Genomic DNA, 7,592 nt, shown 5'->3' on the forward strand with positions numbered 1-7,592 from the left:
AACTGTTCATCCTGTCTCACGCTCTCCGTGTGCCGGCGGTGCTGCTGATGTTCCCGATCGGGGACGATACCGAGATCGAGGTGTTGCCGGGGAAGGCTGCGACCCCGTGGGAGGCCGCGAAGTGGTTCACGGGGGAGGCTCAGCCGTCCTGGTTCGAAGACTTGCTGTGGGGGAATTCTGCTATTCCAGTGCGGTTGTTCCGTCGACATGAGCACCAAGTGGCCGAATGGGGCCGGGCATCGACACTGGTTAAGGTGATGGCAGGGGGGATCGGGGGGCGTCCTCCAATGATCCCTGAGCTTGAAGACCTTCCCGAAGAATCACAAGCTAAGTGGGGTGACCGCCTGCGGGGGTTCTATGAGCAGCAAATCCAAGTCACGCGGCGGGAAATTCGAGGGCACGGGCTCCAGCCGCCGCGATTGCCGGTAGATCTCGCGCACCTCGACAGTGTCTAGGCTCGTCTGGTGTTGAGAGCGGTTCGGATGTGGTCCATGCCTGCCTGGCGGCGTGAGGCTGGCCTTGCGAGGCGGAGGAACCGTGCCTGCTGTTCGGTCTGTTCGGCGGTGTCCTCGGCCAGACGGAGGGGCCGTTCACCATCGGCCCACTCCCACACGGTGGTTGCGGCCACCGAACCGCCGCCGGTCAGCTCAATAGTGCCGGTGTCGCCGAGGGGAAACAGGAGCGCCGACGGGTTGACGTCGAACACAACAGCGAGCGCGACCAGGTCGTCAGCGTCTACCCGCCGCCGCCCAGCCTCGATGTTGGTAATCGACGAGGCCGCGATCGGCCGACCAGACTCTTTCAGCATCGTTGACACCTTGTAGGTCGACCACCCGAGGGCGGCCCGGAGTCTCCGCACGTTGGAAGCAACATGCGTCCCGCTTGGACCGGTCACGCGCTTCGGTCGCCCTGTCATGTGGCGCTCCAGTCGGTGTTGTAGTCCTCATGGTCAGACCAGGCGGCGGCGAGGGACCGCACGGTCGGGCAGGCGTGGTCTCCGTGCCAGCTGCACCAGTCCCCGCCATGGTGGTTCTTGTCGACCTCTCGGCCGCATTCGGTGCAGAATCCATCCACGACGGTGTGAGGCGTGCTGTGGTCGGCGAGAATGTGCCGCTTGGCTTCAACCTCGCGGAGAACGCGGGCCGGGCCGTGGTGTCCGATGTGCTGGGCGTCAGCGCGGGTGATCGACGTCCCGAAACGGTTTCTGAGGTGTCGCCATGTCCACCATGGGGTGGGCGTCCCGAGGAGTCCCTGGGCTTGGTATGCGCGGTAGTGATCCTCTTCGAGTCGGGCCGTGATGAACCCGGTGATGGAGACGGTCACGGCCACCACAACGTCCCTGCGATATCGAGGTCCCACTGGATGTGGAGCCCACAGTCGCGGCAGCGCCATTCCTTCTTGCTGGGGTTGTTGTAACGGGTCTCGTCGTCGGCGTGCGGGCACGCTTCCTGTGCGGGAGTGCGCGAGACGTACTGGAGCAGTTCCCGGAACCGGGTGATGCGGGCGTCGACGTCGGCCATGTGCCGCTCGGCGGCGGCTGCGTAGTCGGGTGCGGCGAGCCCGCGGCGGTAGTTCTCCTCGTACTCCCAGCCGCATATGCATCGTGCCCACCCGTACCCGTCGACGATGGCGCGCTTCAGGATGATCTCGTGCTTCGCGCGCATCCCGATGCCGTGGAGGTCGATGCCGTTGACCGGCTCCCACTCGCCGGTGTCGTCGCGCTTGACGAGGCTGGCGTATGCGGCCGGGACGCTCTGGAGCTTGCGGTATGGGATGGCGGGGTCGGCGTGTTCGGCGAGGTACTGGATCGCGTCGGGGTCGTTGAGATACGGGTTGGTCTTGTCGATCTTGACGGCGTAGGTGATGGTCATGGCATTGACGTCCAGACGCGTTGGGGGAAGTGCTGGAAGAGGTCTACAACGGCCTGCTCCTGCTCGGGCGTGAGTCCGTGTCTTGGGAACCACCAGATGTGTCCGTCAGGCTGTACGAACTGGATGCCGGTGGGTCTGAGGCTGAATCGGGCGGCGGTTGCGGGGGAGATCCCGAACGCTCGTGCAACCTCGGATTCGAGGCGGCGAGCTTCAGTCTCGGCGGCGGCGAGCTGCTCGGCGTGGGTCTTGTCGTCTTCGGCGCCGGTGAGCGGGGCGATGGTGGGCTCGCAGGTGTCCGGCGGCGGCCATTCGTGCGGTTCGGCGATCGGGTACAGGCCCTGGACGAAGCGCATTGCGTCCTCAGACGCCTCGCGGTACCAACCGTCCCATGCGTCCTCGTACATGGACTGGTAGTCGTGCTGCTGCTCGGTCACGTCTGGTCCTCGTCATCTGGGATGGGCGCTGCGTTGCGGAACACGCCCTCGGCGGGCACAACGATGATCTCGACCATGGGGCCGGAGTTCGGCCTCGGATCTCCGTACGGCCACGCAGCCGACAGGTAGCCCGCGTGGCTCCACTGGCGCATGACCACTTCGAACATGCCGTCACGACCTGTATGGCGGTCCCGCAGGCCGATGATGTCGCCAACGACGGGCGGGTGTGCGGTGTGTATGCGGCCGTCGGATTCTCGGCCGTCGACCCAGATGCGTTCGTAGTGGAACTGGCCGTCTTCGGCTGGTTCTCGGACGGTGAACGCACATTCGGCGAAAAGCGCCGCTTCGGCGCGCTCCTTGGTCACGGCCGTTCTCCTTCGGTCCAGACGAGCTTCTTATCGCCCAGGGCGGCTATGACGGTCCCTTCCTGACCCCTGGCGAAGGTCACGGTCTCGGGCGGGGTGTTGTCAGGCTCGTCGTCTTCGAGGTACAGGCAGACCCCGTCTGGCTGGTCGACCTTCTTCGCGATGACCTGTGTGCCCATCTCGTAGAACGCTCCGCAGGCGCCGCATTCGACGTTGTAGGCGCCGTAGCCGTCGCCGTGGACGTGGGCGCCGCATTCGCAGTAGAAGTCCATGCACACGTCGGTGCCCTTCCACTGGATGAACATCCGTGCGTCGGAACCTTCGGGCGTGGTGAAGGGGAATGCTTCAGGGTCTCGCTTGCTCACGGTCGGCTCCCAAGCGGAAACTGGGCCCCCGTGGCAGCCCACAGTGCTCCGCGTTGTTCGTCGGTCAGAGTCTCGACGTCGATGAAGAACCGGGGTGTCAGGACCACGCCGCCGAGATGGACTTCGAAACCGGGATCCTGCATCACCCGGTCGGTTGGGATGCCCAGTTTGGTGAGCAGTTCGGTCATTCGCTTGTTGTAGTCGGTTGGGTCGGTCACGGCTGGTCCACCTCAATGATCGCCCACGAGTCCTGGTAGTCCTTGCGCCCGGCATAGACGCCAGCTAGGACTTCAAGGGCGTACCTGAGCGTCAAGCGCTGCTGCGTCCGGTCGTCGATGGGATCACCCGTGAGCGACAGGAAGTCCACGTACTCGTCCACGAGAATTCGCTTAGCTTCGGCTTCGTGCAGGGCGCGGTCGCTGAGCGTGCGTTCGGTGACCTGGTCGACCCCGTACCGGAGCGGTTCGTGCCTGCGGTCGAGAGCCTGTTCCCGATCTTCGTCGAGCCGGGCGCGGAGGAACTCAGGGAGCGCCATTTGGTCTTCGCCGCAGTCAGCGCACCAGATCTGGAAGTGCGGTTTGCTGTCGTCGATGGTGGTGTCTTCGACGCGGGTGTAACGCTGGTGGGGGCATTCGTGCCGCTTGAGTTTGAATCGTTCGGCCATGGTTCATTCTACCTTTCTGCTGGTCAGGCGGCTTGTCGAGCTGGAGGAATCTCGCAGATCCACTCCTCGCTCCCGGACACGTACAGGAGGTGCCCGTGGCAGATCCGTTCCACTCCGCATCCGATGCACGGGTTCGGGCGGGCATGAAGCGGGCGCGAGGAGTGGCTCTTCGCTCGTTCCCAGCCTTTCGCCCCCTGGTGTTCTCGGCAGGTCCAGAACTCGGCCACCTTGAACGGGTTCCGGTGGTACGAGACGATCACCTCAACGGGCCTGCCGCACGGGCACGTGGAGGCGCAGCATTCGTTCGAGTGATTCCGGTAGATGGCTTCGGCCTCATCTACTTCGGTGATTCGTCGAGGCTTCTTGCGCCTGAACAGCTTCATGCTGCCTCCTGGTCGTTGATCTTGGCTACGGCCCCGGCGATCGCATCGACCCACTGCCCGGAGTACTGGGAGCAGTTGGTGCACATGACCCGGCCGTCGACCCTCACGAGGGCGATGTGCCCGCAATGCTTGCACGGCTCGGCCGGGATAGGTTAGGTCTTCGCCTTCGTGTTGCCGTTCAAGGCCCGGAGCCTGCCGGCGAGGCGGCGGACCTCGTCGGCGTGGGAGTCGATGGAGTCGGGTAGGTGGGTGCAGGCCCATTCGAGGCGGTCGCGGAGCCAGTGGGTGAGGACGGGGACGGTCGGGATGGGGCGGTGCTCCCTGTAGCCGTCGCGGGCTCGGTGTTCGCGCCACTCGTCGGCGATCAGGTCGAGGACGACAGTGGCGGGGGTGTCGCCGACCTGGTCCGGGATGTTCTCCCGGATCGGTTCGTCGGAGTTCCAGATGGTGAGCATCTGGTCGAGGACGGCGATGCGTGCCCCGATGGGTTGTTCGTGGGTGCCGGTGATGCGTTCGGTTCTTCCGCTGCCGGGTGTGGCGTCGAGGGCCAGCCATTCGTCGCTGATCTGGACGAGTTGGCGGGCGAGGCGGGACCGGCATTCGTGGCAGGCGTAGGGCTGTTCCCAGTGGGCGGGTTCGTAGCCGTAGACGGGACAGATCACGCATCGGTTCTCGGTGCTCATTGGGTCCTCCTGGGGACGGTCGGGAGGGGGTTCCTGGACTTTTAGACATGCGGGAGGCGCTCTGGAGATAGGAGATCGTCTAGCGGAGCCTCCTTGGGTCTGAGTCTGTGGATAGTGGCGGCCCCGGTGTGGAGCCGCCACCGGATAAGGGCTACCGGTCGGCCACTCTCTCTTCGAGACCGACGACTACTGGGATCTTTTGGTCAGGCATGATTTTCAGCGTCCGGACTGGTTTGCCGAGCGCGTGAGCGTTCCACGCCTTGACGACCAGCTGATACGACCGGGCCATGCGGATCGATCCGCCGCCGGTGATGTCCGCTCCTCGGATGAATCGGTTTCGTAGCACCAGTCGGGGGTCGTCAGCAGCGAGTCCGGCGCCGGTGTTGATGCCGTCGAACCATGAGCTGATGAGTTCTCCATAGGGTGTTCGAGCAGCCTGGGCGATGACAGCCAGGTGCGATGATTGGAGAATGCGAGCGGATCTGTAGGCCACGTTTACGGCCGGGGCCCACTCAGCGAGTTCGGTCCATCGCCCAACTGTTTGGACGATGATGTCGTTGTCGATCTTGTTGGGGACGATTCCGCCTTGGAGCTGCACGTCAGGGCCGATGGCGCCGTCGCAGTAGGCCAGGATGCGGGCTGCGGAGGCGACCATCGTGCGGTGCTTGCCATCGATGAGTTGGCTCGCCTGCCGTCTGCGTCCAGTGTCGAGGACGGCGAAGGTCTCGCGTGGGACGCCGACGGTCACCATGGCCTGGAAGGCGACTCCGGCTTCGACGCTCCCCCAGAGGCGGTGCTGTCCGTCAAGCAGGTTGCCGTTCTCGTCGAAGGCGATGCCTTGATGGGTAATCATCCATCGGCCTTCGCGCATCGCATCGGCGTACTGTTTGACGATGGCGGTAGAGATGTGCCGGTTGCCCTTGTTGCGGTGCTCCAGCCAGTCAGCGGCGATATCCGGCGTGATGGTCATGATCCCGTCACGCGGGGTCGAATTGAAGTTGCTCATGCTTGTTCCTTCCTAGTGTGGAGGCGGTTCGTCGCATCTCCGGTGAGCAGAGTTCGATTTCGATGTCCTCGGGGCGGGGTTTCCGTGCCTGGTGGAGGTCTTCGAGGAGTTCGATGGCGCGGTCGAGTCGGTTCATGATCTGGTCGCTGTGGTCGCAGCAGATGTCATCGGTGGTCATTGAGTACCCTTCCCGCAGGTGGAGCAGGTGAACCCGGCCGGGGGTGCACCGTTGCAGGTGTTGCATTGGAATGCGCCGTTGGTCTTGGCCTCTTCACGGCAAAGCCGTTCGTGACGCTCTTTGTATTCGGCGGCTTCTGACTCACTGATGAACCCTCCATCGACAGCTTCGCGAAAGAAACGGGAGACATCGGCTCCTGGGAGTGGCCGGGCGTACCGTGCCCAGTCTCGGGCACGGTCTGCCCGGACGGGGGTTTTATCCGTGAGCAGAGTCCACCCTGTTGGTAGGCGGATCGTCTCCGGCGGTTGGTATTCGCTGTCTGCTGCGACTGCTATGCCCCGGCTTGCGTCGAGGTGCAGCTCGTAGCGGCCTGGGGGGAGTGACGAGATCCCTTCGACTGCGGCTTTCTGGTAGGGGCATTGATTGAGCTGTTCAGGGCAGGTAAGGAGGTGTCCTACGGAGTACCCTGGGCAGGTTCGCACGTTGCATTTTTCGCGATCATGTATTTCGACCAGGTGTGGTAGTTCGTCGGCGTTGTTCACTTCGGCTCTCCTTTGCTGGCGTCTCGGCGAATTGAGTCGGCCCACCAGGAACCGCAGTCGCATTGGTGAGTGCGCGAGCTGATGCCGTCGATCTGGTGTGGTGGTTCGGTTTCGTGCCCGGCGGGGAGCCGGCAACCGCAGGGCTCGCCGCCGAGCTTCCAGACGGGCCCGGTCTGTGCGGGGCAGGTGCGTTCGCTCATCGGGGTGCTCCCGCCTTCACCACGCAGCGCTTGCACGGCGGCAGTGCATCGACCCGCTCGTACTCGGTCTGTGAACCGGTGCCGTGCCACCAGTCGAAGGTGTACACGCCGCATTCGGCGGTGATGGTGTCCGGGTTGACGGTGCTGAGCGCGTGTTTCACCGTCCCTTTCGGGAGGTACCGCCAGTTGTAGGCGCTCATGTGGTGCTCCTGTTGATGGCGATCGCGGCCTGTGCGGCGGTGATGCCGTTTGTTCGGAGGGTGGGGATCGTGGCGGGCGGGATACCGGCCTGCGCGTATTCGAGGGCGATGCGCGGGTCGTTGTCGCAGGCGTCGAGGTAGGCGTCTACCTGGTCGGGGACGGTCGCAACGAGCGTGTCAAGGAGTCGTCCGCGGGCGAGTGCTTCGTGGACAGCTTCGGCGGCGTGAGGTTGGGTGGCGAGGATGTGCGCGACGCGGTCCATGCTCTCGTTCGCGGCGGCGTTGATGGCGCGGGCGATGACATCGGCGAGGGGTTCCTCTTCGTAGTCCGCTGCCGTGTCTGTGATCCAGGTGTTGGCTTCGGTGTTGATGGCGTGGCCGTTGGTTTCGGCGGGCGGGAGTGGGTAGGTCAGTTCGGGGTCGGGTTCGGCCCCGACGATTGCGGCGGTGTATTCGTATTGGCATGCCTCGGTGCAGTAGTCGAGGGAGGGGCCGGTCTCGGGGATGGGTTGGCCGCAGACGCAGGCGGACAGGGTGGCGTCGATGCGGTTGAGGACGGTCTCGGTGCGGTCGGTCATGCTGCCTCCACGTGGATGAGTTCGGGCTGATTCTTGGGAGCTGGTTTGGGCTTCCTCTGCTTGGGCCGCTTTGGCCCTGGCAGGCCCTGGGCCTGCGATGGTGGCGCGATTAGTTCGAACGTG

14 protein-coding genes are annotated in these 7,592 nt (G+C 64.4%); 1 reads left to right on the forward strand and 13 read right to left on the reverse strand.

Features of this window, described 5'->3' with window-relative positions; genetic code table 11:
• The coding region (locus tag M7H19_RS03145; RefSeq protein WP_298176887.1) for a hypothetical protein at positions 1-455 on the forward strand (455 nt) is incomplete at its 5' end.
• Here M7H19_RS03145 and M7H19_RS03150 read toward each other — a convergent pair.
• The 13 genes from M7H19_RS03150 to M7H19_RS03210 form a co-directional block, all read right to left on the reverse strand.
• Positions 452-916 carry a helix-turn-helix transcriptional regulator gene (locus M7H19_RS03150; protein WP_298176889.1) on the reverse strand — a complete coding sequence of 155 codons (465 nt, stop codon included), beginning with the start codon at positions 914-916 and terminating at the stop codon, positions 452-454. The genes M7H19_RS03145 and M7H19_RS03150 overlap by 4 nt on opposite strands.
• Positions 913-1,323 (reverse strand): DUF6221 family protein, encoded by a 411-nt coding sequence (locus tag M7H19_RS03155; RefSeq protein WP_298176891.1) that lies wholly within the window; start codon positions 1,321-1,323, stop codon positions 913-915. The genes M7H19_RS03150 and M7H19_RS03155 overlap by 4 nt, the downstream gene beginning before the upstream one ends.
• Entirely contained in the window at positions 1,320-1,871 is a 552-nt protein-coding gene (locus M7H19_RS03160; protein WP_298176893.1) for a hypothetical protein, read from the reverse strand. Before M7H19_RS03160 ends, M7H19_RS03155 begins: the two co-directional genes overlap by 4 nt.
• Positions 1,868-2,305 carry a hypothetical protein gene (locus M7H19_RS03165; RefSeq protein WP_298176895.1) on the reverse strand — a complete coding sequence of 146 codons (438 nt, stop codon included), beginning with the start codon at positions 2,303-2,305 and terminating at the stop codon, positions 1,868-1,870. The genes M7H19_RS03160 and M7H19_RS03165 overlap by 4 nt, the downstream gene beginning before the upstream one ends.
• Positions 2,302-2,670, reverse strand: coding sequence for a hypothetical protein (locus M7H19_RS03170; RefSeq protein WP_298176897.1), 369 nt, complete (start codon positions 2,668-2,670; stop codon positions 2,302-2,304). The genes M7H19_RS03165 and M7H19_RS03170 overlap by 4 nt, the downstream gene beginning before the upstream one ends.
• Positions 2,667-3,035 (reverse strand): hypothetical protein, encoded by a 369-nt coding sequence (locus M7H19_RS03175; RefSeq protein ID WP_298176899.1) that lies wholly within the window; start codon positions 3,033-3,035, stop codon positions 2,667-2,669. The genes M7H19_RS03170 and M7H19_RS03175 overlap by 4 nt, the downstream gene beginning before the upstream one ends.
• Positions 3,032-3,253, reverse strand: coding sequence for a hypothetical protein (locus tag M7H19_RS03180; protein ID WP_298176901.1), 222 nt, complete (start codon positions 3,251-3,253; stop codon positions 3,032-3,034). Before M7H19_RS03180 ends, M7H19_RS03175 begins: the two co-directional genes overlap by 4 nt.
• A complete protein-coding gene (locus M7H19_RS03185) occupies positions 3,250-3,699 on the reverse strand; it encodes a DUF6221 family protein (RefSeq protein ID WP_298176903.1) in 450 nt (149 codons plus the stop codon). Before M7H19_RS03185 ends, M7H19_RS03180 begins: the two co-directional genes overlap by 4 nt.
• Positions 3,700-4,234: 535 nt before the next feature.
• Positions 4,235-4,765 (reverse strand): hypothetical protein, encoded by a 531-nt coding sequence (locus tag M7H19_RS03190; RefSeq protein WP_298176905.1) that lies wholly within the window; start codon positions 4,763-4,765, stop codon positions 4,235-4,237.
• A 151-nt stretch (positions 4,766-4,916) separates the two neighbouring features.
• Complete coding sequence (locus tag M7H19_RS03195; RefSeq protein WP_298176907.1) at positions 4,917-5,771, reverse strand: hypothetical protein; 855 nt, start codon at positions 5,769-5,771, stop codon at positions 4,917-4,919.
• Positions 5,743-5,949: a hypothetical protein gene (locus tag M7H19_RS03200; protein WP_298176909.1), complete on the reverse strand. Its 207-nt coding sequence runs from the start codon at positions 5,947-5,949 to the stop codon at positions 5,743-5,745. The genes M7H19_RS03195 and M7H19_RS03200 overlap by 29 nt, the downstream gene beginning before the upstream one ends.
• Before the next feature lie 738 nt (positions 5,950-6,687).
• On the reverse strand, positions 6,688-6,891 hold the full coding sequence (locus tag M7H19_RS03205; RefSeq protein WP_298176911.1) for a hypothetical protein: 204 nt from the start codon (positions 6,889-6,891) through the stop codon (positions 6,688-6,690).
• Complete coding sequence (locus tag M7H19_RS03210) at positions 6,888-7,469, reverse strand: hypothetical protein (RefSeq protein ID WP_298176913.1); 582 nt, start codon at positions 7,467-7,469, stop codon at positions 6,888-6,890. The genes M7H19_RS03205 and M7H19_RS03210 overlap by 4 nt, the downstream gene beginning before the upstream one ends.
• Between the last annotated feature and the right edge of the window lie 123 nt (positions 7,470-7,592).

Origin of the sequence: Saccharomonospora sp. (assembly GCF_027317685.1) — a bacterium.
In the GTDB taxonomy this organism is placed as follows: Bacteria; Actinomycetota; Actinomycetes; order Mycobacteriales; family Pseudonocardiaceae; genus Saccharomonospora.